Annotated in this window: 24 protein-coding genes; 16 read left to right on the forward strand and 8 right to left on the reverse strand. The window is 45.2% G+C overall.

Going from position 1 to position 25,609, the window contains the following annotated elements; genetic code table 11:
• The first annotated feature begins 57 nt into the window (after positions 1–57).
• The 8 genes from WC222_11060 to WC222_11095 all read left to right on the forward strand — a co-directional run bounded on the left by WC222_11060 (position 58) and on the right by WC222_11095 (position 8,545).
• Positions 58–771 (forward strand): carbonic anhydrase, encoded by a 714-nt coding sequence (locus WC222_11060; protein ID MFA6916927.1) that lies wholly within the window; start codon positions 58–60, stop codon positions 769–771.
• Positions 764–2,476 (forward strand): acyl-CoA dehydrogenase family protein, encoded by a 1,713-nt coding sequence (locus tag WC222_11065; GenBank protein MFA6916928.1) that lies wholly within the window; start codon positions 764–766, stop codon positions 2,474–2,476. Before WC222_11060 ends, WC222_11065 begins: the two co-directional genes overlap by 8 nt.
• Entirely contained in the window at positions 2,473–4,050 is a 1,578-nt protein-coding gene (locus WC222_11070) for an acyl-CoA carboxylase subunit beta (protein MFA6916929.1), read from the forward strand. The genes WC222_11065 and WC222_11070 overlap by 4 nt, the downstream gene beginning before the upstream one ends.
• Positions 4,051–4,055: 5 nt before the next feature.
• Positions 4,056–5,426 (forward strand): acyclic terpene utilization AtuA family protein, encoded by a 1,371-nt coding sequence (locus tag WC222_11075; GenBank protein MFA6916930.1) that lies wholly within the window; start codon positions 4,056–4,058, stop codon positions 5,424–5,426.
• Complete coding sequence (locus WC222_11080) at positions 5,417–5,758, forward strand: hypothetical protein (GenBank protein ID MFA6916931.1); 342 nt, start codon at positions 5,417–5,419, stop codon at positions 5,756–5,758. The genes WC222_11075 and WC222_11080 overlap by 10 nt, the downstream gene beginning before the upstream one ends.
• A 2-nt stretch (positions 5,759–5,760) precedes the next feature.
• Entirely contained in the window at positions 5,761–6,528 is a 768-nt protein-coding gene (locus WC222_11085) for an enoyl-CoA hydratase-related protein (GenBank protein ID MFA6916932.1), read from the forward strand.
• A 4-nt stretch (positions 6,529–6,532) separates the two neighbouring features.
• Positions 6,533–7,369 (forward strand): MBL fold metallo-hydrolase, encoded by an 837-nt coding sequence (locus WC222_11090; protein ID MFA6916933.1) that lies wholly within the window; start codon positions 6,533–6,535, stop codon positions 7,367–7,369.
• A 738-nt stretch (positions 7,370–8,107) separates the two neighbouring features.
• Positions 8,108–8,545 (forward strand): host attachment protein, encoded by a 438-nt coding sequence (locus tag WC222_11095; GenBank protein MFA6916934.1) that lies wholly within the window; start codon positions 8,108–8,110, stop codon positions 8,543–8,545.
• A gap of 22 nt (positions 8,546–8,567) precedes the next feature.
• Here the strand turns inward: WC222_11095 and WC222_11100 are convergent, their stop codons facing one another.
• Together WC222_11100 and WC222_11105 are read right to left on the reverse strand one after the other, a co-directional pair.
• Positions 8,568–10,904, reverse strand: a complete 2,337-nt coding sequence (locus WC222_11100) for a DUF87 domain-containing protein (protein ID MFA6916935.1) — start codon at positions 10,902–10,904, stop codon at positions 8,568–8,570.
• Entirely contained in the window at positions 10,897–11,313 is a 417-nt protein-coding gene (locus WC222_11105) for a thioesterase family protein (protein ID MFA6916936.1), read from the reverse strand. Before WC222_11105 ends, WC222_11100 begins: the two co-directional genes overlap by 8 nt.
• Positions 11,314–11,446: 133 nt before the next feature.
• Here WC222_11105 and WC222_11110 point away from each other — a divergent pair, with 133 nt between their 5' ends.
• The 3 genes from WC222_11110 to WC222_11120 are packed head-to-tail and all read left to right on the forward strand — an operon-like array spanning position 11,447 to position 14,686.
• Positions 11,447–12,520 carry a thiamine pyrophosphate-dependent enzyme gene (locus WC222_11110; GenBank protein ID MFA6916937.1) on the forward strand — a complete coding sequence of 358 codons (1,074 nt, stop codon included), beginning with the start codon at positions 11,447–11,449 and terminating at the stop codon, positions 12,518–12,520.
• Positions 12,508–13,485 carry an alpha-ketoacid dehydrogenase subunit beta gene (locus WC222_11115; GenBank protein MFA6916938.1) on the forward strand — a complete coding sequence of 326 codons (978 nt, stop codon included), beginning with the start codon at positions 12,508–12,510 and terminating at the stop codon, positions 13,483–13,485. Before WC222_11110 ends, WC222_11115 begins: the two co-directional genes overlap by 13 nt.
• A 1-nt stretch (position 13,486) precedes the next feature.
• Entirely contained in the window at positions 13,487–14,686 is a 1,200-nt protein-coding gene (locus WC222_11120; protein MFA6916939.1) for a dihydrolipoamide acetyltransferase family protein, read from the forward strand.
• On the opposite strand, the gene WC222_11125 is transcribed toward WC222_11120, so the two are convergent.
• Positions 14,687–15,046, reverse strand: a complete 360-nt coding sequence (locus WC222_11125; GenBank protein MFA6916940.1) for a hypothetical protein — start codon at positions 15,044–15,046, stop codon at positions 14,687–14,689.
• A gap of 164 nt (positions 15,047–15,210) precedes the next feature.
• Between WC222_11125 and WC222_11130 the strand changes: the two genes are divergently transcribed.
• Positions 15,211–15,969 (forward strand): hypothetical protein, encoded by a 759-nt coding sequence (locus WC222_11130; protein ID MFA6916941.1) that lies wholly within the window; start codon positions 15,211–15,213, stop codon positions 15,967–15,969.
• Between the two features lie 49 nt (positions 15,970–16,018).
• Here the strand turns inward: WC222_11130 and WC222_11135 are convergent, their stop codons facing one another.
• From WC222_11135 to prpB, 3 genes are read right to left on the reverse strand one after another with little or no spacing between them, the layout of a single operon-like run.
• Positions 16,019–17,404, reverse strand: a complete 1,386-nt coding sequence (locus WC222_11135) for a bifunctional 2-methylcitrate dehydratase/aconitate hydratase (GenBank protein ID MFA6916942.1) — start codon at positions 17,402–17,404, stop codon at positions 16,019–16,021.
• Positions 17,401–18,534, reverse strand: coding sequence for a citrate/2-methylcitrate synthase (locus tag WC222_11140; GenBank protein MFA6916943.1), 1,134 nt, complete (start codon positions 18,532–18,534; stop codon positions 17,401–17,403). Before WC222_11140 ends, WC222_11135 begins: the two co-directional genes overlap by 4 nt.
• On the reverse strand, positions 18,531–19,418 hold the full coding sequence (gene prpB / locus WC222_11145) for a methylisocitrate lyase (GenBank protein MFA6916944.1): 888 nt from the start codon (positions 19,416–19,418) through the stop codon (positions 18,531–18,533). Before prpB ends, WC222_11140 begins: the two co-directional genes overlap by 4 nt.
• A gap of 71 nt (positions 19,419–19,489) precedes the next feature.
• On the opposite strand from prpB, the gene WC222_11150 reads away from it, so the two are divergent.
• Both WC222_11150 and WC222_11155 read left to right on the forward strand, forming a co-directional pair.
• Complete coding sequence (locus WC222_11150; protein MFA6916945.1) at positions 19,490–20,866, forward strand: 3-hydroxyacyl-CoA dehydrogenase family protein; 1,377 nt, start codon at positions 19,490–19,492, stop codon at positions 20,864–20,866.
• Positions 20,863–22,098, forward strand: a complete 1,236-nt coding sequence (locus tag WC222_11155; protein MFA6916946.1) for a 3-ketoacyl-CoA thiolase — start codon at positions 20,863–20,865, stop codon at positions 22,096–22,098. The genes WC222_11150 and WC222_11155 overlap by 4 nt, the downstream gene beginning before the upstream one ends.
• A gap of 41 nt (positions 22,099–22,139) precedes the next feature.
• Here WC222_11155 and WC222_11160 read toward each other — a convergent pair whose 3' ends face one another.
• Positions 22,140–23,372 carry a DNA recombination protein RmuC gene (locus WC222_11160; GenBank protein ID MFA6916947.1) on the reverse strand — a complete coding sequence of 411 codons (1,233 nt, stop codon included), beginning with the start codon at positions 23,370–23,372 and terminating at the stop codon, positions 22,140–22,142.
• Between the two features lie 50 nt (positions 23,373–23,422).
• Here WC222_11160 and WC222_11165 point away from each other — a divergent pair, with 50 nt between their 5' ends.
• Entirely contained in the window at positions 23,423–24,121 is a 699-nt protein-coding gene (locus tag WC222_11165; GenBank protein ID MFA6916948.1) for a phosphatase PAP2 family protein, read from the forward strand.
• Positions 24,109–24,735, forward strand: a complete 627-nt coding sequence (lexA, locus tag WC222_11170; protein ID MFA6916949.1) for a transcriptional repressor LexA — start codon at positions 24,109–24,111, stop codon at positions 24,733–24,735. The genes WC222_11165 and lexA overlap by 13 nt, the downstream gene beginning before the upstream one ends.
• Before the next feature lie 6 nt (positions 24,736–24,741).
• Here the strand turns inward: lexA and WC222_11175 are convergent, their stop codons facing one another.
• Positions 24,742–25,575 carry a phosphatidylcholine/phosphatidylserine synthase gene (locus WC222_11175; protein MFA6916950.1) on the reverse strand — a complete coding sequence of 278 codons (834 nt, stop codon included), beginning with the start codon at positions 25,573–25,575 and terminating at the stop codon, positions 24,742–24,744.
• Positions 25,576–25,609: the final 34 nt, after the last annotated feature.

The following is a 25,609-nucleotide window of genomic DNA, read 5'->3' on the forward strand; positions in this document are numbered from 1 at the left end:
GTTCTCCTAATTTAGGGATATAGGTATATTCCTAACCGTTAGCGCAGGAGATAAAACTTGAAACGCTTTACATATTTTTTCCTATTAATTTTAAATTTATTATTTATACCTATGCATAGTGCCGACAGACTTAGTTATTTAGCACCGGGATATGAGGCGTACCGTACGACCGTATTCCCGATGTATGAGAAAGAATTCATGAGATTAGCCCAGGAAGGGCAAACGCCAAAATCCTTATTTATCGGCTGCAGCGACTCCCGCCTTATTCCTGAACTCATCACCAATTCAAGTGCGGGGCAATTATTCGTTGTTCGTACTGCGGGAAATTTCGTACCGGTAGCCGGATCCCAACAATGCCTTAATGGCGTAGGAGCATCCATCCAATACGCAGTGGAAGTCCTAGGCGTAAAAGAGATTATTATTTGCGGCCATTCGAAATGTGGAGCAATTGAAGCTCTATTTGCCGATCAGGTAACGCTGTCCCAGAAAATGCCTATGGTAGCTGACTGGATAAGCTTGGGATTAAATGCGAAAATAGCCGCTGTAAAACAGGCCAAACCCAATGCTACCACAGCGGAGTTGGTTAGAATCTGCGAACATTTATCTATTGTGGAGCAGCTTAATCACTTAATGACCTATGATTTTATCAAATCAAAAGTTGATGCAGAAGAGATCCACTTACATGGTTGGTATTTTGATATCGCTAACGGATCAATAGAATACTTTGATCCAAATCAAAAAGGTTTTGTGGAGTTAAAAAAGAATGGATGAAGAACATAAGCGCCTGGTTGAAGAGCTCCTATTCTCAGAGGAAAAAGCCCCCTCCTTTGCTAAGCGGCTTTATTTTGGCTCATTCTATGCAGACGCTGTTCTTCCTTATCCAGAAGTAAGTCCGCAAGATAAAAATGAGGTCGACGAGTATGTTGCTCGCGTGGAAGCTTTTGCAAATGAACATATCAACGCCTCCTCAATAGATAGAAACTCCAATATTCCCGCCGATGTCATAAAAGGTTTAGGGGATCTGGGTGTCTTAGGAATGACTATTCCTAAAAGATATGGTGGTTTAGGCATGTCACAATATGCTTATTGCCGTGTGTGCGAGGTGTTAGCACGCCGTTGCGGCGCCACAGCACTCTTCGTTAATGCCCATCAAAGTGTAGGTTTGAAAGCTTTGCTGCTCTTTGGCAATGAAGAGCAGAAAGAACGCTGGCTGCCCCCCCTAGCACGGGGAGAGGCCATTGCTGCATTTTCCCTAACAGAGCCTAATGCCGGATCTGATGCTGCAGGGATAGAAACTAAAGCAGAATGGATTGCAGATAAAGGTGTGTGGAGAATCACAGGCCGCAAACAGTGGACGACCAATGGGAGTATAGCAGCTATGCTGACTGTGATGGCCAAAACAAAGATCATCACACCGGATGGACCGCGAGATAAGATCACTGCATTTATTGTCACTCCCGATATGCCCGGTTTCTCTGTGACGGCCCATGCCTTGGAAAAAGTAGGCATGCGCGGCAGCAAGACAGCCAATTTAGCCTTTGACGGCGTGGAAGTCCCGAAAGAAAACGTTTTAGGTCCAATGGGCGGAGGTTTAAGAGTTTGCCTGACTGTTTTGGATTATGGCAGAACAACCTTTGGAGCTACTTGTACAGGCAGTGCGTACACAGCATCTAACCTAGCCTTAGAGCATGCTAAAACGCGTTATCAATTCAATAAACCTTTGGCTGCATTTCCTCTGGTTAAAAAGAAAATTGCCCAGAATGCCGCACTGCTGTTTGCCATGGATGCCACAACCTATTTGACAGCTTCCTTAGTAGACAAAGGGATTGAAGATATCATGTTGGAATCATCCCTATTGAAAGTCTTTGCTAGCGAAGCCTCGTGGAAGATCATTTACGAAAGTATGCAGATTTTCGGGGGACGATCCTTCTTTACAGATCTTCCCTTAGAAAGAATGATGAGAGATGCGCGCTTGAATATGATAGGCGAAGGTGCGAATGAGGTTTTAAGGGCTTTCATAGGCGCTGTCGGCATGCGGGATGTTGGAATGGACCTTCAAAAAGCCGTCAAGTGTCTAGGTTCCCCTATCGAAAACAGAAATATCTTATTCGGTGCCTTCAAACAGCTATTAAAGCGCGCATCAACCCCTTTTGTTAATATTAAAGCACCTGAACTCCAGGATGAAAAGAACGCATTATCCAAAGCTGTCCGTTCCTTTGGATGGAAAGTTTTGGGATTGCTTAAGAAATATCGGGAAGAGATCGTCGACAAACAGTTCGAATTAGACCGCGTCGCCACCCAAGCTATAGCCATCTACACTACGACGGCGGCTTTAGGTAAGGCCGACAAGACCAGAAAACCAAAAGATATTGCTCTAGCTAAATACTACGCATCCTACGCCTTAGAACTAGGTGCGGGCAGTGGAGACGAGGCCACAGAAAAGCTATCCGACATGCTGACAGGGATCAAGCAGTGAAAACACTGATAGATAAGATCAAGGAAGGGGAAAAACTGCTCCAGCAAGGCGGAGGAGAGGCAGGTTTAGAGCGGCAGAAACGATTACAGCGGATGTCTGCACGAGAAAGAGTTGCAGCGCTGATCGACAAAAAAAGCACCTTTTTAGAACTAGGTCTTTGGGCTGCTTATGAAATGTACCAAGAATGGGGTGGTCTTCCTGCTGCAGGGGCAATTACAGGTATTGGTACAGTTCAAGGCCGCTCGTGTATGATCATCGCCAATGACGCAACAGTCAAAGCGGGAGCGATGTTTCCGCAATCCGTCAAAAAGGTTCTCAGAGCGCAACGGATTGCTTATCAATGCAGGCTCCCCATTTTATATTTAGTAGATTCATCCGGTGTATTTCTTCCTTTGCAGGATGAGATCTTTCCTGATGAAGACGATTTCGGACGCATCTTCCGCAACAATTCCGTTTTGTCCGCCTGCGGCATCCCCCAGTTTGCAGCCATTATGGGTAACTGTATTGCAGGTGGAGGCTATCTACCGGTCCTTTGTGATAAACTCTTGATGACGAAAGGAAGTGGTCTTTATTTAGCAGGTCCGGCCTTAGTGAAAGCTGCAATAGGACAAGTAATTGATACAGAAGAGCTTGGTGGAGCTGAAATGCATGCTTCCATCAGCGGCACTGTCGATTTTCTGGAAGAAAATGATATTGCCTGCCTCGAAAGACTTAGAAGCTTGGTAGATTTGCTTCCCTCTGAGGAAAGTTCCGCGATAAAAAATAAACCACAGCCGGAAATCTACAAAATCGTCAGCGCAGATAACAGCAAACCGTACGATATCCATTCCCTGCTGGATATCCTTGTAGATAAAGGTTCACTACAGGAATACAAACGAGAGTACGGTAAATCCTTAGTCACTGCGTTTGCTACTATTGAAGGGGAAAAGGTAGGAATTTTAGCTAATCAGCGCATCCCTGTAAAAACAGGTCGAGGAGAAATTGAAATCGGCGGAGTGATCTATGCAGAAAGTGCCGATAAAGCGGCCCGCTTTGTGATGGACTGCAATCAGATGAAGCTACCCCTACTATTTCTGCAAGATGTGGTGGGTTTCATGGTGGGACGTGAAGCAGAACAATCCGGCATCATCCGTAGCGGGGCAAAGCTCGTCAACGCCATCAGCAATAGCATCGTCCCTAAAATCACTGTGATCATCGGTAATTCCTTCGGCGCGGGCAACTATGCCCTGTGCGGAAAAGCTTATGATCCGGCTTTTGTTTTTGCTTGGCCTAATGCTAAATATGCTGTCATGGGTGCTGAACAGGCTAGCGACACTTTATTAGATATAAAAGTCAAAACTGCAGAAAGAAATGGCAAGCCTTTAACTGAAGCAGAGAGAAAAGCCTTGAAGGATGATATTGTCGGACGATATCAAACCCAGACAGACATACGCTATGCTGCTGCTAGAGGCTGGATCGATGCAATTATAGATCCTGCAGAAACACGCACAATTATCGGACAAGCATTGCGTCTTGTCAAACGGGCTCCTTTGCCTGAAAAAGCTTCCTTCCACACCGGTGTTATACAGGTTTAAGATTTATGCCTTTAAAAATTGGAAATGCACAGGCCTTTTGGGGGGATGACCCCGCTGCTGCAGAAAATTTGGTGCGCGCATTCCCTGATTTAGATTTCCTAACGATGGACTACCTTTCAGAAGTTTCCCTTTCCATCCTAGCGATTCAAAAAGAACATGACCCCAAAAGCGGATATGCCAAAGACTTTATAGATATCATATCCATGTTAATCCCCTTTTGGGAGAAAGGTTCCAAAGTCAGGGTTGTGACCAATGCGGGAGGATTGAATCCTTTCGGATGTGCTGAGGCATGTTTTGAAGTTCTCAAGAAGATATGCCGCAAAAGAAAATACACCATCGGCGTAGTCATGGGAGATGACGTGCTGGCCTTGCTTAAAAACGGCGAGAGTGCCCAATACAAAAATCTAGATAATAATGCCTTTATCAGTACGGTTAAAGATAAACTCGTCACTGCCAATGCCTATTTGGGTGCGATGTCGATAACAGATGCATTGAATAGCGGCGCCGACATTGTGATTACAGGAAGGGTTGCTGATCCCAGTCTAACCGTAGGACCCTGCATGCACCATTATAAATGGAAATGGGATGATTATGACCGTATTGCAGGTGCGACTATAGCAGGTCATTTGATTGAATGCGGCACGCAAGTTACCGGAGGGATCTCTACTGATTGGCTTGATCTAGTCGACTACTTCAATATCGGTTTCCCTGTGGCAGAAGTAGAGAATGACGGAAGCTGCACCATCACAAAAGATCCTATGAGCGGAGGTGCCGTCACTGTTGAAACGGTCAAAGAACAACTTCTATATGAAATCGGAGATCCCGGAAATTACATCAGCCCGGATGTGAGAGCCTCTTTTCTGAACCTTAAGGTACAGCAAGAAGGGGTAAACCGCGTTAAAGTCGCAGGAGCCAAAGGAGTAGAACCACCTTTTACACTTAAAGTCAGCGCCACATACCGTGCCGGATTCAAGGCGGAAGGGTACCTGACCATTTTTGGCGCTGAAGCTATTAAGAAGGCACGCCGCTGCGGCGAGGTAATTTTAGCTAAACTGAATAAGGGCGGCTATGCCCCAGAAAAATTCCAGGCCGAATGCTTAGGTACAGGAGAATGCGCTCCCGGTACTGCCCCTAAAACAGAGAACAGCATGTATGAATGTGTCCTTAGAGTGGCCGCTGCAGATCCTGACAATGCAAAAATCGAGAAATTTACGAAAGAGATCGCCTCCCTAGTCACCTGCGGACCCCCGGGCGTCACAGGTTACACATCCGGAAGGCCGCATGTACGCCCTGTATTTGGATACTGGCCTTGCCTAGTTGAAACAGACCAAATCAGGGAAGAAATAAAGATTTTGGAGATTATGCCATGCGCTTAGTTACCGTACCCCTGTCTAAAATAGCAAAAGCGCGCAGCGGAGATAAAGGTGGTCATGTCAATATTGGTCTTATCGCTAATAACAAAGCAATTTATGACTATCTGAAAACATACTTGAAGAGTGACAAAGTAGCAGCTCACTTTGCTGCTGTTAATCCACAAAAAGTCATCCGCTATGATCTTGATAATTTAGAAGCTTTCAACTTCATGTTGTACAACGTCCTGGAAGGTGGAGGTAGTCTTTCATTGCGTATAGACTCCCAAGGAAAGACCTTCGGGCAAGCGCTGCTATTATTAAATGTCGAGGTTCCTGATATCTTAGTTGGAGAATAGCCATGCCCTCTCATATTCAAGTCAGCTCTCCGCACCCCTTGATAGTAAAAATACTATTAACCCGTCCCGATAAACGGAACGCCCTGAATGTAGAACTCTTAGAGCAGCTATTAGAAGTTTTAGACAACCTACCTGTACATGCAAGGGCAATTCTACTAGCCGGAGAAGGAGCAGCCTTTTGCACCGGTATGGATTTGAATGAAAGCAGTGATGAGAAATTAGCAGAGAAAAGCGCATTCCTCTTAGCCAAAACATTCACAAGATTATACGACAGCCCTCTAATCACCTTAGCTGCTGTCCACGGTACAACGTATGCAGGGGGAGCAGGCTTGATGCTATCTTGCGATGTGGCTATAGGCACCCCCGAATTACAAATAGCGTTTCCGGAAACACGCCGCGGCCTGGTGGCAGTGCAAGTATTCACCTTGATGCAACGTAAGCTCCCCGGCAACACTATACGTAAACTTCTGTTGCTAGGCGAAACGATCGACGCCTCAGAAGCACATCAACTGGATTTAATCTCTTCGGTTTATCCATTGCAAGACCTTGAAAATCAATCCATTAGAATACTCCTTCATGCATTGCAAGGCGGTCCTGAAGCCCTCAGAAAAACCAAACAGCTACTCAACGGCGATTCCATTGAGGAAGAGCTGCAGAAGGCTGCGAAATATCAGCTCGAAGTTAGGGGGACAAGCGAAGCACATGAAGGGGCAAAGGCCTTCTTAGAGAAAAGAGCCCCTAATTGGATCGCTGCAGAACCCGTGGAGTAATACAATGAAGTTGTCTATTGTAGAAAGCAACAGTCTGCGTCTTGATGGCGGTGCAATGTTCGGACATGTTCCTAAAACCGTATGGGAAAAATGGGAGGCGCCGGATTCTTTCAATCGTATCCATCTAACTACACGTTGTTTACTCGTCCAGACATCAGAAGGACGAAATATTTTATTTGAAGCAGGAATAGGAAACTTCTTCGAACCTAAGCTCATGGAGCGTTATGGAGTGGAGCCGCAAGAAAATAAACTCCTGAGCTCTCTAGCGAAGATAGGACTTTCTGAAAATGATATCGATAGCGTTGTTCTCTCCCATCTACACTTTGACCATGCAGGAGGCATCCTATCCGCTTTTGGCGAAGATGTTCCGAAGCTCTTTTTTCCGAAAGCACAGTTTTTTGTCGGGGCAAAACAGTGGGAAAATGCACTTTCGCCACATCCTAGAGAAAAAGCATCCTTCATTCCACATCTGCAAGGGCTATTGAAAGAGTCGGGAAGGCTAAAGCTTATCGAAAAAGACAGTCATTTGGATTTGGGAAAGGATATCCATTTTGAATTCTCCGACGGACATACCCTAGGATTGATGCTGTCTTGGATCGAGACTGCGGAGGGCCCTGTCATATTTGTTTCCGATTTGATTCCGGGCCGGCATTGGATCCACATACCCGTCGTCATGGGTTATGACAGATTTGGGGAACTTAAGGTCGACGAAAAGAGAAGTTTCTTAGAACGGCTAATTCAAAGAAAAAATGCGCGCTTGTTTTTCACTCATGACCTGGATGTTCCTTACGTTAGTGTCGCAAAAGATGACAAAGGGAACTTCATCTGGAGAGAGTCCTAATCGTTAAGTTGTCTGTAGCACAGTTTGTGTGGCTTTTTTATTGAACGCAAAGAACGCAGAGAAGCTCCGCCCTACATTAGCCTGTCACTAGGACGATTGTTTCGTACCGATTTCGCATCGCCGCGGTCCCCCGCGGGCCCGCGTCGCCGACGTTGACATGCTCGCTGACGCGATCACGTCAAGCATGATTAGACACTCCATATAATAAATGAAAATCGCGGCTTTCGCAGCAGAAACAGGTTTGTTAACTTAATGGATAATAGCATAACGGGAACGAGCTGTTTCCAATTGGGTTTATCTTGCAAAAATCCAGAGTATTTTCGGTGTATAGTTAATTCTTGACATGATCGCGTCAGCGAGCATGTCAACGTCGGCGACGCGGGCCCGCGGGGGACCGCGGCGATGTGAGGTCGGTACGAAACAATCGTCTTAGTGACAGCCTAATGTGGGGCGAAGCTTCTCTGCGATCTTTGCGTCTTTGCGTTCAAATAAAACGCTACACAATAGTGCTACAAACAACTTCTCTGCAGTTTTAGCGTTTTAGCGTTTTAGCGTTTTAGCGTTTTAGCGTTTAATAAATATTATTAAATCTAACAGAAAAGCATGTGTTAGCTAAAATAATTAGCTAACATCCCTTAAAAAATCTAAAACTAGCACACATCCTATTAATTCTACTTCGACGCCTAGACTTTAATATTACATAGGTTTAAAACTTAAATATAGGACAAGGAGGTAATTATGTCAGAAGATCACATCTGGGTTCTAGTTGCAGATAAATGCCATGCAAAGATCTATCAAATAGTAAAATTCCCCAAGCTGGAAGAAATTGCCGATCTAGCTCATCCTGAAGGACGCCTTCGCGACCAAGATCTTATCTCTACCAAGCCGGGCCGGAACTTTCAAAGTTTCAGTACGGCAAGGTCCGCTTATGAACCGGAGACAGATCCTAAAGCTGTAGAAGCGCTAAAGTTTGCCAATGAAGTCTCAGACTTTCTGACCGCTTCTATACGTAAAGGAAGGTTTAACCGTTTATACCTAATAGCTGATCCGGCTTTCTTAGGACTAATGCGCAAAATCATCAATCCTGAAGTCAAAAAGACTATCCTCAGCGAAATTCCTAAGGATCTGACAACTCAGGATCTTAAAGTCATCGAACAGCATATTGCTCAAGTCTAACGACTACGGGTTCCTATGTCTCCTATTTTGCGGGCCACCAGACTAGTGCGATAGTTTGGACGGAAATATCGCTTTTCTTAGGGGCTATAGGGATCTTTTTTATGTCTAATGCTGTGGGATCCACGTTTTGCTGAATTGCTGACAGCTCCGTTTGCATTGAGTCTTCTAATTCTTGCTGCTGCTGTTTTAGTTTTTCTAACGAACCTTCTGCATAGGTGACTTCCTCTCTGGATTGGCCAATTTTCCCTGCGCGACGCATAGCTGTGCCAGCCTGGTTAAGAGTCCCCTTCGTCATCCCCCTTCCCATAAATGCTCCTAAAAGAGTGGATAAGAAAGAGATGATGGAGCTGAAAATATTTTGCCATGACTGTGTCTGCTGTTTATCAACTTTTGTCTGGGCTTTATCTATTTTATCTTTAAGTGTGTCGATTTTGGCTCGATATTTTTCACGGATGGATGTTACTTCCACATCGCGTTGTTCGCGTAGTTTAAGCGCTACAGCTGCTCTAAAATCTCCTTCTGTCTGGTCGGAAGAGGCATTCATCTTCAGTTCGGGATAAGAGAGAAGGTCTAGTGTTTTAAATTCATAGAGGTATTGTTGGAAATCTTTCTGTATATCTTTGAAATTCTTCAAGATGGAAGGAATTTCCCTGAAAGAGGCATCTTGAGGCTGTTCTTTGGAAACAAGGGAGAAGATGTCAGGCATCGACTCTCCCTTACCCCAGTCTACTTCTCTATTATCTGCTGAAAAGGGTGCTACAAGAGAAATATTAGACCATTGGTCGATATTGTTTTTTGAACTGGTGTAGTGGATCTTAGCAATTCCAATTAACAGCGGCATGTATTCTACATCGCCTCTAGCATTCTTTTTAGCCACAAAATATTCTTCATAATCTTGGATTACGATGGGCTTTTGTGTTCTTGCAGGTGCTGACGGTGCCTGAGGTATCTGGTTAACAGCGGCCGTGATCTTGTCTATCTGTGGAGTCAGAGACGCTATCTGAGGCAAGGTCAAAGGCCCACGGAGATAAGATAAGGTCCAGCGTGTTTCAAAGAGGATAGGTTCCTGTTCATAGATGCTGTGAAGAAGAAAAATGCGGCTTCCACATTTTTTTAGTTTTTCGGCTAATGTAGAATTTGTCCCTGATTGTAGCCCTTCTATCACACGTGAGCGGTCCCTATCGGTTTGAAGTTTACCAATAAACCATAGGCCGCAGTTAGCCAATCCTTTATAATCTAAGTCTACAGGGTTTTGCGTAGCCAAAATCACACCAAAGCCATAAGCACGGGCTTGTTTAAGTAGTGTAAGCATCGGCATTTTTGAGGGGGGCATGCTACTTGGAGGAAAATAGCCGAAGATCTCGTCCATATAAAGAAGCGCTCTTAATGAGGTAGTACCCGGCTGGCGCCTTAGCCATGTGACGATCTCATTAAGCAGAAGGGTGACAAAGAACATGCGTTCATTGTCCTGTAAATGAGCTATGGAGAGGATACTGTGGCGCGGTTTTCCTTCATCAGTATAGAGGAGGCGCTGTATATCTAAAGGCTCGCCTTCCATCCAAGCGCTGAAGCCGGGAGCTGCCAGAAGATTATTCAGCGTCATGGACAATTCCAAACGGTCTTTCGCGGGATAAAAGGTATCAACATCCATCACACCTACCTTGTCAAAGGAAGGTTTTTGGATAGCATTGATGATATCGGGAAGGGAGAGGTTTTTTCCTGATTTCCAAGCATCTTCTAAGATGCGTGAAAGGAGGATATGCTCGCGGCTTTTTAAAGGATCGGCATTAATGCCGACAAGAGTCAGTAGCCCTGAGGAAGCAGTCATTACCCTATCACGGAGGGCGGCTTCATCTTTAATTAAATCCGGAGAAGGCGCCGAGAAAGATGATAGGATGGAAATGGGGCGTCCTGAAGAATTCGCAGGAGTATAAATGGCATATTCGACGGAAGATTTAAGGTTTGCTATGCGGGAGCTGTCTTCACCCCAGGAAGCTAAGCCGTCTTTCCATTTCTTTGCGGTTTTTTCGGCAAATTGTTCCGGCGTGAGATTAGCCCTCTCAGCCTCTTGAGGATCAATCCAGGGCAGGAATTCTTCTTTTGAAAGATGGGGAAATGTGAGCAATAAGTTGCCCATATCGCCTTTTGGATCAATAATAAGCGCAGGAATCTTATCTATTGCAGCGTCTTCTAATATGTCAATGCCTAGGCCTGTTTTACCGCTTCCTGTCATGCCTAATATGACCGCATGCGTGGTCAATTGGCTTGAATTCAATAATAGAGGCGCATCTTTAGATTCTTCCACCTTTTTTCCAATGTAGAAGACACCTAGCTTTTCATATGTGGCGCTGCTAAACATGGGTATTCCGTTGGTGTTTGATGAGTATTCCCTTCAATTTTTCGGTCAGGGCCATTTTTTGGCGTGTATTCCTATCGATGCATACGTGCACGGTTTTTACTGTCCCCACTAATTCATTTTTTTTGCGGTAAATATTGTAATGCAAACTGAAGGAGCTATTACCTAATTCTCCGACGACGACATGGATTTCAAGCACATCTCCAACATGTAACTGCGCGAGGTAGTCGCCTTCGACGTGGCGGATGACAAAGACAAAAGGCTCGTGGTCGAACATATGCCGCAGATCCAATTTCTCGCTTTCAAAAAAATCTTCCAATGCATCGTGGGCAAAGCGGAAAAGACGTGCAAAGTAAAGGATGCCGGCCATATCTGTATCGTGCATGCGCACTTGATTTTTAGCGATATACATGAAATTTGTTCCAATTTTTTTTATATGTTTTAGCTCACAATACCACTTTTAAAATTCGGGGGGTAGATCATTCCCTCTTCTCTAAAACCCTAGAATGTTCTATCTCTATAGAAAATATTTTACGTTATTTCAAATGGAAATTATTAGTTATCTCGACGACAGTGGGACTTTAAAGAAAGGGGCGCCTTCGATTCCGAAGGATGTTCTATTGAAAGCCTATGAGATCATGCTGCAAACGCGGATGGTCGACGACCGTATGGTGACTTTACAGCGCCAGGGAACGATCTCTTTTGCTATGCTTTCCCTTGGGGAAGAGGCATGCGCCGTAGGCAGCGCCGCTGCATTGGAACTTGCGGATTGGCTCTATCCCCAATATAGAGAAGCCGGCATTATTTTCTGGCGAGGATTCACCATTAGGGAATATGTGGACCACATGTTCTGCAATTGCAATGATATTATCCTAGGGCGCCAAATGCCAAACCACTTCGGTTCACGCAAACTCAATGTGGTGACAGTCTCCTCCCCTATCGGCACAAAGATCCCGCATGCTGCGGGCTGCGCTTACGCCATGAAAGTGCAGAAAGAAAAATCCGTAGCAGTATGTTATTTTGGCGAGGGAGCTTCCTCTGAAGGAGATTTCCATGCCGGGATCAATTTCGCTGCCGTGCGCAAAGCTCCTGCAATCTTCTTTTGCCGCAACAATGGCTATGCTATCTCCACGCCGGCTTCGGCACAATTTGCCAGCGACGGCATCGTCCCAAAAGCCATCGGCTATGGCATTGAAGGAGTTAGAGTGGATGGAAACGATTTTTTTGCCGTTTACGATGTAGTACAAAAAGCACGTCAGCACTGCCTGGATGTAGGGCCCGTGCTCATCGAAGCTATGACTTACCGTATGGGCGCGCATTCTACGTCGGACGACCCCTCAAAGTATCGTACTGAGGAGGAAGTGGAAAAATGGCGCATCAAAGACCCTATTGCACGGCTAGGGAAATATTTGGAGAAAAAGAAGTTATGGTCAAAAGCTAAGGATGAAGAGCTAAAGAAGAAAATCGCCCACGAAATAGACCAAGCTATCGAAAATTCCAAAGGAGCCTGCAGCCCGCCTATCCATAGTTTATTTGAGCATGTTTATTTTGAGCTGACCCCGACATTGGAACGTGAACAAGACAGCGTCGTTCATAGGAGCGAATCATGCCAGAAATGAACATCATCCAAGCGCTGAACCATACGTTGATGCAGGAATTTGAAAAGGACAGCCGTTTAGTTACTTTTGGTGAGGACGCCGGGGCTTTTGGAGGTGTTTTCCGTGTTACAACAGATCTGCAAAAACGTTTCGGACCGGAACGTGTTTTTGATACACCCCTCTGCGAACAAGGGATTATTGGTTTTGGCATCGGCATGGCGCAGAAGGGTCTGAAGCCCATTTGCGAGATCCAATTTGCTGATTATATCTTCCCCGCATATGACCAGATAGTGAACGAATTGGCCAAGATGCGCTATAGAACCGGCAACCAATATACTGCTCCGTTAGTTATCCGCACTCCTTATGGCGGGGGCATTCATGGCGGCCATTACCATTCGCAATCGCCTGAAGCACAGTTTCTGCATACACCGGGATTATTGGTTGTATTTGTTTCTTCCCCCTACGACGCAAAAGGATTATTAAAAACCGCTATAGCCTCTAACGATCCTGTTTTATTTTTCGAGCCTAAGCGTATTTACCGGGCCATAAAAGAAGAAGTACCGGAAGAGTCTTACAGCATACCTTTCGGACAGGCACATGTTGCACGTACAGGCAACGACATTACCTTATTAGGGTGGGGTGCACAGCATCACCAAAATATGTTAGCTGCCAACCAGCTCGAAGCAGAAAATAATATTCATGTAGAGGTTTTGAACTTGCGTACCCTGAATCCCTTGGATCTCGATGCCATTGTACGTTCCGTCTATAAGACAGGACGTTGCGTCATAGCGCATGAGGCGCCATTTACTATGGGATTTGGCGCTGAGCTTATCGCATTGATACAGCAAGAATGTTTCCTGCGTTTACATGCCCCTGTGGCACGCTGCTGCGGTTATGATACACCCTTTCCCAACACATTAGAGTCCCTTTATCTGCCTGATGCACCCCGTGTTAAAGAAACCCTTTTAGAAACAATGGCGTATTGATATGTCACAAATCCATACCGTACAGTTGCCCGACATTGGGGAAGGCGTGGTTGAGGGTGAGGTTATCGAGTGGTTAAAAAAAGAAGGTGCAGAAGTAGCTAAAGATGAGCCTGTGGTTGTCGTGATGACAGATAAAGCCACGGTTGAACTTCCTGCGCCTGTAGCGGGAAAAATAAAGCAGCATTATTACAAGGCTGGCCAGATCGCCCTTGTAGGCAAGCCGTTGTATTCTATTGAACATGGAAGCGGAGAAGAAGCCATTGTTGCTCCTGCCCCTGCTCCTGAAAAAAGGGCGCCGCAACCTCAGAAGCCTGTTGTTTCGCAAGCGGATGCTGTCCGAGAACACGTACATACGGCAGCCGGAGAGAAGCTGGCACTGCCCAGCACCCGTCGTTTAGCCCGAGAGCTAGGGGTGGATATCAATACCCTTCAGGGATCCGGAAAAGAGGGGCGTATTGAACCGCAGGACTTACATGCTGCTATTATCCTTGATGGTGAAGAAGAGACGGATCGGCTTGAGCCTATCGTAGGGATTCGCCGCTTGATGTTAAAAAAAATGGCAGAATCAAAACGGACGATTCCCCACTTTTCTTATTTTGAAAGGGTGGACGCCAGCAGACTTATCCAGTTGCGTTTGAAGGTGGGTGAAAAAGCTTTAGAAGAAGGGATCCAGCTTAGTTTTATGCCTTTCTTTATCAGAGCGCTTTCGTTGACTATTAAGAATTACCCCAAAATCAATGCTTCGGTTGACGCCGAAAAAACAGAGCTTATCCTGCATAACCACCATAATGTGGGGATTGCTGTTTCATCGGAACAGGGCCTTATTGTGCCTGTATTAAAACATGTCGAGGCAATGGACCTTACGACATTGATTCATGAGTATGAGAAACTTAAACAGAATGCCTTAGCGAATGCCTTATCTCCGCAAGAAATGCGGGGCGGAACAATCACTGTTTCAAATTTTGGTGTTCTAGGTGGTGATGGTGTATGGGCTACGCCGATTATTAATCCACCGGAGGTAGCGATCCTTGCCCTTGCAAAGATCGCCCCGATGCCGGTAGCAGTCAATGGCCAGATTGTCATCAAAAACATGGTCAATCTATCGTGGAGTTTTGACCATCGCATTATCGATGGTCATTTAGCCGCTTTAGTCTCGCACCATTATGCGCAATTGATCAACAATCCCGGTTCATTACTTTAATTACTTTTTATTTATCCATTGCCAAGCAAAGTCAGCCAACGCGATGCCGCAGGCAAAAGTGAAGCCTGTGGCAAGAGTGATAGGATTGCGCAGCAGACCGGCAGTAGCCAAACCTGAAATACTTAAAGTAGATACGGCACAAGTTCCAACGAAACGGATACACTGGCGCGCAGCCGGATTTTTTATCTTTTGTTCTGCAAGAGCTTTAGTACATTGCGAAAAAATTTCAGAAATCATACCGAAAGCTGCACCTGCTACCACTGCATGACCTGTGACGAATGCAACCCCTGCACCTGCAGCAGTATATAGTAACATGTTAGGGAAAGAAGCATCCTTAAAAAATTCTGTATAAGCGGTCATTATTATCTCCTTAGGATTAAGTTTATTAATTAAATCTTTACTATTATAATAAACAAATTAACTAAAGTCAAATTAAATTTACGATTTCACTTAAAAATTAACAATCTATTATAATTATTTCATCGGATAGATGTAGTAATTAACTATTTTATGGCGAGGTTTCTATGGAAACTAATGTATTTGAATCTTTGAAAACCAACCCTGAGATCTACGAGAGTAAAATTTTTATTATTTCAAACAAAGGCCTTATGAATCTGCGATCTAAAGATGGGATAAGCGAGAAACGACTTGTATTTAAGCAAGTGAATTTTAAAGACTTACTACAAAAAAATAAGGGAGCCGAGAAAATAGAACAATATTTTCAGGAATGCCGTATCGGTTATATCAATGCTGATGGGAAGAGGCTTATTAATAATAAAATTCTCACCGAAGTCAATAAATTATTAAAAGATCAAAAAGTTGAGCACCTAACACGATCAGAAAGCTCCACAGCGAATAATGAGAAAGACGATGTGTCAGTAGAAGATGAAGAGGAGTTTAAGGCGATGAACGATGCGGAATATAAGCAGTTTGAAACGCTTGTTTCATCCATGGTCGCCACAGCAGTAGAAATGAAAAAAGCTAAGAAAACAGAGACTGATAGTACTCAAGCTGATAGGAAAGGTTCGCCTAAGTCGAGTGAAGATACAAAAGATAATTTTGTGCGCAAAGCAGAACGAAAATTTGATGAAACTGCATCAAAAATTCTGAATAAATTTTCAGAAGATGCTAAGGTTGAACAACAAAGAAAAGAGGAAGCCTTTAAAAAAGATCAGCTCAAAGATGACCAGCTAAGACAGGATATAAAGACAGAGGGTATAAAAAAATGGGATCGTTTGGTAGATACGATCAAACATGACCTCTTGGATGCTATAGGGCAATAGTTTAGCACCCGTTTTAAGCCCGCATTAGCTAGAACGATGTGGGCGTTTTCTATCTAATCAGCAGCTTGATAAAATCTTTCAAGAGCATATCATCCTTTAATGGAAATTGGGTCAGCAGGTCTTGGGCGTTAATGGCTTTTAACCCTTCTGCCAGTTTTTGTCGGAGAAAAGGTGCTGCTTCAGATCTGCGGCGCCTATGCCCTAATGGGTATTCTACTGCAATCGGTCCTAGAACTTCGCCATTATCCAAGTGGATTGTAACGGCATTTGCAATCGAACGCTTGTCCGGATCGTAGTAATCTTGGGTGTATTGTGCATTCTCTTCTACGACAAACTTTTCACGTAACCGGTCGATTTCTGGATGTGCAGCGGCGAAGGCATCAGAATAATGTTCCGCTTTTAATTCGCCAAAAAGCAATGGGACGGCGGTCATATACTGCAGGCAGTGGTCACGGTCTGCGAAATTGTGGAGCGGACCCGTTTTTGAGATGATCCGCAGGGCAGATTGATGTGTCTGGATAGAAATCCTGCTAATAGCCTCTATATTATCTTTGACTAAAGGGTGCAGATGTAATGCTGCCTCCACTGCTGTTTGGGCATGGAATTCAGCCGGAAATCTAACTTTAAAGAGAATATTCTCCATCACATAGCTATCTAACGGCCTATCCAGCACAAGGGGGTGGCCTCCTAGAATGACATCATTGAATCCCCACCGCGGAGTAGTCAAAGCTGAGGGATATCCCGGCTCCCCTTTGGATGTGACAAAGGCAAGGAAGGCTCCTCTGCTTGAGGCATCTCCTGCAGCCCATGACTTACGGGGCCCTGTATTGGGAGCATGACGATATGCACGAAGAGGACCGGTATCGATGAAAGCATGGGAAAGTGTCGCAGCGATACCAGCTTCATCCTGCCCTAATAGATAGGCAGAAATTGCGGCTGAAGCTACTTTAACAAAAAGGACGTGATCGAAGCCGCGGGCATTTAGGCTATTTTTCAATGCTAGGACGCCCTGGATTTCATAGGCTTTGATCATAGCATTGAGGACATCCTTGATTGTGACATGTCTGTGGTTGGCAACGTATTGCCCTACAGCAAGGATAGCAGCGATATTGTCAGATGGATGTCCCCATTCCGCTGCCAGCCAGGTGTCGTTGTAGTCCAGCCAACGATTCATCACGCCCATATTGTATGCAGCTTGAATAGGATCGAGGATGAATTTTGTTCCCGGCACATGGATGCCATTAGTGAGTATTACCTCTGGAACGATAGGCCCTAAGTGCTTTCGGCAATGAGGGTCTTGCAGGGCTAGAAAGCCGCAAGCTAAGGTATCTTGAAGGCAAAGTTTTGCCGTAGAATAAGCATCGGAGCTAAACGTTTGCTCTTTGGCGACATAGGCAGCCATTTCGCTTAGGACTGTATCATAAGGATGCTTCAAGAGCGGCTCTCCATGGGTATATAAAAGCGATGTTTAGGCCCTATGTAGTTGCTTAGCGGACGTATCAATTTGTTATGGTTATGCTGCTCTAAGAAGTGTGCAGACCACCCGGCAGTGCGCGACATCACAAAAAGTGGAGTAAAAAGAACTGTCGGGATATTTAAGCAGTGGAAAACTACAGCGCTATAGAAATCTAAGTTAGGAAAAAGTTTCTTTTCGCGCAGCATGACGGTTTCAATCCTTTCGGCAGCTTCAAAGAGATTCATTTTATTGGTAGTTTCCGCAAGTTTCTTTGCCCATTTTTTGATAATGGCGGATCGTGGATCCCCTTTTTTATACACACGATGGCCGAAGCCCATGATCAGCTTTTTCTCTGCAAGCATCTCAAGGATTTTCTTCTCCGCCTTATCAGGTGTGCCGCTGCTTTGGATAAGTTCCATCGCCCATTCGTTAGCTCCCCCATGCAAAGGACCTCTTAAGGCGCCGATACCGCCAACGATTGCGGAAAAATAATCCGATAACGTACTGGCTATTGTTCTGACGGTGAAAGTAGAGGCATTGAATTCGTGTTCTGCGTAAAGGATAAGGGCAACATCTAAAGCGCGTCGCATTTGTTCATTGGGAGGGGTACCGTGCAGGAGGCTAAGAAACTGTTCAGCAATCGAATTAGAAGGTATGTTTGTTTGTAATTTTCTTTTATTTTTGTGAAAGTTCCACCAATAGGTCAGTAAGGTAGGCAGGGCGGAAAGCAGTCTTTCAGAGGAAGCTACCGGATCTGTTAATATTGTGTCTTGCTCTTCATTCCCTAAAAAAGAAACAGCGGTACGCAGCATATCCATGGGGTGGGCATATTTGGAAACCATTTCTAAAAGGTGCTTTTCCGGCCCGTTAATATCTTTTAGGGTAGCCAAACGCTTGCGATAGTTCTGAAGTTCAGCCTTTTGTGGTAGTTCTCCGTGCAGAAGCAGCCAAGAGACTTCTTCAAAAGTACTGTTTGCCGCCAGGTCCTCTATCGAATATCCTCGATAGAGCAGGGATTCATCTTCTGCCCCGCATAAACAAATGGAAGAATCACCGGCAATAACACCTGCAAGACCTTGAGGGTTTTCGGCAGTTTTAAATAAACTCATGGAGAACTCCTGTATTTTTCTAACCACGCATCCATCTGTTTTTCATATTTTTCGTAATTTAGTACAGAATAAAGTTCTGCGCGATTTTGCATTTGGGGTAAAAGTTCCTTTGTTGAACCTTGATTTTTCAACAATTCGTAAGCATTTTGCGCTGCGAAGCTCATAGCACGGAATATGGAAAGAGGAAATAACGCGATATCTGCTCCATGCGCTGAAACTTCTTGAGCTGTCCAGGAGGGAGTCTTCCCAAATTCGGTCAAGTTAGCAATGAGGGGCACGGGGCAATGGTCTTTCACTTGGCGATATTGTCCTATTTCTGTCACTGCCTCGAGGAAAATAGCATCCGCTCCAGCTTCAATATATTGTTTGACTCGAGAAATAACATCATTAAGTCCTTCAACAGCAAGAGCATCAGTGCGTGCAATCAATAAAAAAGAATCATCCTCTTTCGCATTGGCGGCGGCACTTATACGTTCAATCATCTCCTTGGGTGGAATGACTACTTTACCTTGACGATGGCCGCATCTTTTTTCGAAGGGTTGGTCTTCAATGTGAATCCCTGCTGCCCCAGCTTTGGAAAGAATTTTCACTGTACGGGCAGCATTCAAAGGACTCCCCCATCCCGTATCGGCATCGACAATAAGGGGTGTAGAGGTAACATAAGTTATCCGCCGCACTTCTTCGGCTACATCATCCAGCGATGTTAATCCCAGATCCGGAAGGCCGAAACAGGCGTTAGCTACCCCGGCACCTGAAAGATATAAAGCAGGTATCCCTGCTTTATCGGCCAATAGTGCACAATAGGCATTAACCACCCCTGCAAGGATTAAGGGCTTATGGACTGTAATTGCTTTACGCAAACGTATACCCGGGCGATCTAACATAATGACTGGGCCACACTTTTTATTTCCTTTATGATATATACATAAATTAATTTAAAACTTAGGAAATATGCATGTCCCTTGACCAAAACTTTAGAGATTGCGCAGTACTAGGAGCAGCAGGAAAGATGGGAAGGGGGATAACTCTTCTTGTTTTACAGGAGATGGCCCGTCTTGAGGCGTTAAGCCAAGGAAAAATGCGTTCCGGCCTATTTAGACTTGTACTTGTGGATCAGGATAGCAGCGCTTTTCCTTCCTTGATAGAATATCTGCGGGAGCAGCTCAGCAAATATGCCGAAAAGCTCATTATTCCTCTACGTACAGCTTTCAATCAAAATGCAGCTTTAGTCAGCAATGCCGACATGGTCAACGAATTTGTTAACGGCGCTCTGGACAATGTAAGTACCGGAACGCGTTTAGAAGAGGCGATACATGCCAAATTAGTCTTTGAGGCCCTTCCTGAAGAAATTGTCCTTAAAGTGCAAACGCTGCAAAAGCTTGCCCAGCTCGCTCCTGAACTTCAATATTATTTCTCCAATACCTCCTCTATCCCGATCAACATCTTAGAACAGCAGGCAAACCTCCAAAATCGTATTGTAGGGCTGCATTTCTACAATCCTCCCCCAGTGCAAAAACTTATGGAGATAAGTTTTCCAGATAAAGTCACTGAAGATACAAAACAATTTGCCCTAGAGATTGCCAAAAGATTTAACAAGACGATTGTCATCACGAAAGACTTTCCCGGTTTCATCGGCAATAACTATTTCATGCGCGAGCTTGCCTTTGCTAACTCCATTACGGAGAAACTAGCCGGTCTACTCCCCGCCCCTGCCGCCATCTTTGCAGTGGATATGATCTCCAAAGATTACCTTCTCCACCCGATGGGGATATTCCAGCTCGCAGACTATGTGGGTATCGGCATTTGTTATCATATTGCACAAACCATATCCAGTTTGGTGGGAACAACAGACGTCATATCCCCTCTCATCAGTACCCTCTTTGAAAAGAACATCCTTGGCGGCGTCACTCCCGAAGGCTACCAAAAAGATGGTATCTTCAAATATAACAATAAGGGTTTAATCAGCGCAGTTTACGATACAACCACTTCTTCTTATATCAATATCCAAGATCCTATGATCCTGCGGGCAGTGCAACTTCTTGGCAGTCTACCAGAGGGGCATCAGCCCTGGAAAGTACTCATCAAAAAGAATAGTCCTCAAGAATTCTTAAGATCATATTTCGAGAAAATAGTTGCCAGCGAAGCCGTAGGCAGTAAGCTTGCTTTAGAATATCTAAAAGCCTGCAGGCTTAACGCTGAACTACTTGTGAATAGTGAAATAGCAAGCTCTCCTGAAGATATCAACACAGTCGTCAAACTAGGCTTTCATCAAGTCTACGGACCGATGGAGAGCTTTTTAGATTCTTTACTGGTCACTAAGGTGGAAACATGAGACCTCTACGCAAACGTGTCTTTGCCGCTGCCGGTTATACGACCATTTTTATGGGTTCCGGCAGGCCGGAATTCAAACCCGGTACAACAGTTCCAATGGAAGTCTATCTACTTGAAGCTGCCCAGGGAAGCTTATCACAACTTCAATCCGGCACTGAAATCGATGAAGGCGTCATAGGCAGCTTCATGTCGGGCCGCTTTCTCAACCAAGCTAACTTGCCGGGTTTTTTACCCTTCGTTGTTCCATCCCTGCTCAATAAACCTTGCGTCGGTGTAGAAGGCGCATGCGGAACAGGAGGAAAAGCTATTCTGACCGGAGTTAAAACTATCCTGGCCGAAACATCCGACCTGACGTTTGTCACTGCATTCGAAATTCAAAATACGATGAAAGCCCTCTATGGAGCGGATGTTCTTGCGGGAGCAGGACATTACAGCCGCCAGCGGAAAAACGGCCACGCCTATTTTTTTCCTGGACTATTCTCCGACCGTGCAGGTGCTTATCTAGAAAAATATGACGCTGAAAAAGCGCGCAATGCGATGGCCAAATGGTACGAACTCAGTATCCTTAATGCCCGTCGCAGTCCTAAAGCTCAAGAATACCACAATGCTTCCCAAGATCTCTTTTCCTTAGGAATGACTCCTCCGGACCCCTCACGTTTTGTACCGCATCTAAACTTTTATGACTGTTCCAAAGTATCGGACGGTGCGGCCTCCCTTATTATTTCCTCTGAAGAAGGCCTTACAAAAGCAGGGCTGTCTATTAAGGACGCTGTCGAAATCATAGGCTTTGGTGAAGCGGAAGGCGACATCACGCAAGACCCCGAAGACCTTACCACCCTAGCCACCACTGCAGCAGCATGTAAAGCCGCTCTCAAACAAGCTAACCTCAGCATTTCAGATATCAGCCTGCTTGAACTCCATGACTGCTTCTCCATCACTGCACTTCTTGCTCTCGAAGCGATTGGATTGGCTAAACCCGGCGAAGCCCCCGACCTGATACTATCCAATGCGACTTCAGCTCAAGGTATTATCCCGACTAACCTATCCGGCGGCCTCATAGGCTTCGGTCATCCCACCGGCGCAACAGGTGTGCGGCAACTCGTCGATCTCCTCCATCAATTCACAGTACGTTCACCCAATCAAGTAAAGCCCAAATCTCCTTACGGAATGCTTATCAGCATGGGCGGCAACGACAAAACCGTCAGCTGCATCATTGTCAAGCACAACGGTTAAAAACAATTGCTTCCATACTAGGACAAGGTTTAAAACAGCTCCTAACGGAGGGCTACATCAAGAGCTTCCATAGCGGGAAGTTCTTGGCCGTTGGAAGCACCGAGATCATTGAGTTTACGTGCTGAGACCATAACGCGGCTTTCGTAGGAACCGATGGCGAGGTTGTAGGACTTGACGGATTGATCGATCCCTTTCTTAATTCCTGCTAGGTGATCTGTGAAGGTGCAAAGTCTTTCATAGAGTTGTTTGCCCGCTGTGAAAATTTGTTGGGCGTTCTCTGCCAGCCTCTCTTGGCGCCAACCGTAGGACACAGCGCGGAGAAGGGCAATTAGAGTTGTGGGAGTGGCCAGAATAACCTTTTGTTCTACCCCTCTTTCGATGAGGGAAGGATCTTGTTCTAGTGCAGCGCTGAAGAATGTCTCGCCAGGAAGGAAGAGGACAACGAACTCGGGAACATGTTCGAACTGATCCCAGTAGCTTTTCTTGGAAAGTTCATCGATATGGTGTCGAACTTGTTTAGCATGTTCTTTCAGTTTCAGGATGCGCTCGCCTTCATCTTGGATTTCGTAGGCTTCGAGATAAGCATGCAGGGGTGTTTTAGCATCGACAATGACATTCTTTCCGCCGGGCAGGCGGACAATCATATCCGGGCGGCGGCGTGTTTCATTGAGCGAGGTTGTTTCCTGGAGGTTAAAGTCGCAATATTCCAACATACCTGCCATTTCCACGACGCGTCGGAGCTGGACTTCTCCCCATTTACCCCTCACATGCGGTTGTCTCAGAGCGCGGACTAGGAGTGAAGTCTCTTGCTGCAGGCGGATGAGTTGGTCGCTAAGTTTTGATTCTGAAGTGCAGCGGGATTTTTCCAGCGTATGGAGCTTTTCGTCCATTTTGAGAAGAGTTTCTTTGATCGGTTTAATGACACCATCCATTTGTTCTTGACGGCGGTGGAAATCGCCGCGGGCATCTGCCTGCCAGGCGGAAAATTTCGTTTGGGCTAGATGGAGGAACGATTCATTATTCTTTCTTAGTGCATCCCCGGAAAGGGCTTTAAAAGAGTCCATCATATGAGACTGGGCTAGATGCAGTGCTTCCAGTTTTTCATGGGCTAGGGCTTTCTCGTGCTTCATAGCAGCTTCGGTCATTTCCGCTTGTTTTATAGCGACTGCGGTGCGCCACATGAAATAACCCAGGAATAGGAGAAGGAGGGATACAATCCAGAAAGGTACCGGTGTAAGAAACAAGGACTGGAGGTAGTTTAAGTCTATAGGCATCTTGTACTTTGATCCTTTATTATGTATGCTACAAAGCGAGGTATTAACATATGTTGTTGGCAATAAGGAAGCATGGGCGTTGGCTGATCCCTTTGCTGCTGTTTATAGCATACACTCCTTGGTCAGGAGAAATTGATCTAGCTTTGACGAAGCAATTCTACAATCATGATGGAGTTGGCGACAACCGTTTTATGCAAAGCCCCTGGATTTTATTTGTATTTAACTGGGGAGTGATGTCGGGATGGCTTGTCATCGCATTCTGTTTCATTTTTTTACTTTACAGTTATATCACAAAAAAGTGTCTCGAGTGGAGAAAAGCTGCGTGGGTGCCTATCCTTGTGCTTGCCATCGGGAGCGGACTTATAGTACATGCAGTACTTAAAGACAATTGGGGACGTCCCCGGCCTAAACAAGTTATTGAATTCGGGGGAAATCAAGAATTCCGGCCCTACTATAAACCCTATTTCAATAACCCTCAGATTTCCAAATCTTTTGCCTGCGGTCATTGCTCAATAGGCTTCTTTTTCTTTGCCGTAGCGTTGATTGGTGAGAGAATGAGAAGAAGGAAATTAGAAATATTCGGTTATGTTGCCGCCTTGGCTGCCGGAGGAGTACTTTCTTATATACGTATCGCCCAAGGGGGACATTTTTTTAGCGATGTGGTAGTATCAGCTTTGATCATGTGGTTCACATCTCTCATCATCTGTTGGTTGGTATTCCGTCAGAAGGAGGAATTATGCACGGATTAAGTGCTCGTCAAAGGGATATAGTCACCTTTATAGAGTCTTTTGTCACGCACTATGGGCATGCTCCCAGCTACCGTGAAATTGGCAGCCATCTTAAGCTTAGTTCTCTAGGAACAATCCACAAACATATTCAGACACTGACTAAAAAGGGTGTCATCAAAACCCTGCCTCGCCAAGGTAGAAGTTTAACCCTGATTGAAGCTATTCCTCCGATAAAAACAAATTCTAGCGGAGCGATGACCTTGCCCTTAATGGGTTATGTCAGAGCATGCCATCCCATAGAGATGCTGCCTGTTCCCCAGCATATCACTGTGCCTTCCTCTATGATCAACACCAATCAAACAACATATCTTTTAAGAGCAAAGGGAGAAAGCCTGCACGAAGAGTTGATTGCTGACGGAGATCTTATTTTAGTAGAAGCCCGAGAGCCTTGCTGCGATGGCGAAACCATCATTTGCGTGGTCAACAGCACAGACACGATGATCAAACGTTATTTTGAGGAAAATGCCTATATCCGGCTTGAAGGGACTAGTGCACGGCATTACCCCATTCTGGTAAAGCAATCCGATATACGTGTTTTAGGCATTGTCACTGGTTTGCTGCGACTGTATACCTAGGTACATCTAGCCTTCTAAATCATCCGGATCTGGCTCATAATCGATCAGCATCTGAGAACGTTTCCCACTGATCACCCTTATCATCGAAAGCACCCATGCTGTTACTACATACGTCCATGAGATGACAAAGAAGACGACGGCAAAGTGGTGGAGAATTCCATAGAACACAAATACGGCAGAAAGAACAGTGAGGAAAACAAGCTGAAACGAAGCGACCCTGATATGCAGGCTCTTTACGCTAGGGAATTTCCAACGGCTGATCATGAAATAGCCAAGAACGATAAACATCCCGAAGAGTATCCACGTACGTGTCTCAGGTGAGATAGTGACCAGATTGCTAAATTCGGGAGAAATCAGAAAAAGATTACCCGAAAGTGCTGCTGCTGCGCCGGCAGGGATAGGGAGCCCGGTAAAATTTTTACTCTTATCTTGTTCCTGATTGGCAGGGGCAGCATGTAAAGAAGAATTAAAACGGGCAAGCCTGAGGACCCCGCAAATAGAAAATATCATTGCAGCCGCGGTGATGAAATAGGACATATCAGTTCCAGGCGGAACCGAAAGCGTCTTTAGGATGACTACTGAAGGAGCTACACCGAAGGTAATCGCATCCGAAAGAGAATCGAAGATCTCTCCGAATTCACTTTGTGCTTTAAGGATACGCGCTATGGCTCCGTCAATGACATCTGCAAAAGCGGCGATCAATAGGATTCCCACCACAAACGTCAAATCAGCGTAAGAGACATTTCCTGCTTCGATCATGCTCATTTTAAAAATAGCGAAAAGACCGCAGGAAAGGGCGAATGCAGTAATAATGTTAGGCAGCAAGTATACTTTCTTCATCGAATTCTCATGATATCTATTGCGATAAGAATAC

It is taken from the genome of Parachlamydiales bacterium, assembly GCA_041671045.1.
Lineage (GTDB): Bacteria > Chlamydiota > Chlamydiia > Chlamydiales > JABDDJ01 > JABDDJ01.